This window comes from Mesorhizobium sp. M00.F.Ca.ET.216.01.1.1 (assembly GCF_004010325.2).
In the GTDB taxonomy this organism is placed as follows: Bacteria; Pseudomonadota; Alphaproteobacteria; order Rhizobiales; family Rhizobiaceae; genus Mesorhizobium.
On record NZ_SADR02000109.1, the window covers coordinates 1 to 499 of the forward strand.

Sequence of the window (499 nt, forward strand, 5' to 3'; positions counted from 1 at the left end):
CGGCCGGACCTGATCCGGCTTTATGAGCATTGGGCTTTGTCAGTCGCACAAGCGTGATGGCTTTCGCGACGCGGCGCGCCTCAGGAACTGAGCCGCGGGTCCGGGTCGAAACGCGGGAAAGAAAGACAGGAAACAGAATGGCCGATCAATTCGCAACGGACGTCATTGCCCTGATCAAGAAACGCGCCGAGTCGGAGAGCGGTGAGGGAATGCCTGCGTCATTCGTCGGCGAGATAACAATCGCCACGGAACTGGACGCGCTCGGGTTCGATTCGCTGGGTTTGGCGGACGTCCTCTGGGATGTGGAACAGGCCTACGGCATCAAGATCGACATGAACACGGCCGATGCCTGGTCGAATCTCAAGAATGTCGGCGACGTCGTGGACGCCGTCCGCGGCTTGCTTGCGAAGGAGGCTTGAATGGACAGGCGCGTCGTTATCACCGGAGTGGGCGGCCTGTGCGGACTGGGCACTGACGCCGCCTCTATGTGGAAAGAGAT

The 499-nt window shown here is 60.5% G+C and carries 1 protein-coding gene; it reads left to right on the forward strand.

The features are described from left to right. Nucleotides 1–137 precede the first annotated feature (137 nt). Complete coding sequence (locus EN859_RS35260) at nucleotides 138–419, forward strand: acyl carrier protein (RefSeq protein WP_095517116.1); 282 nt, start codon at nucleotides 138–140, stop codon at nucleotides 417–419. Nucleotides 420–499: the final 80 nt, after the last annotated feature.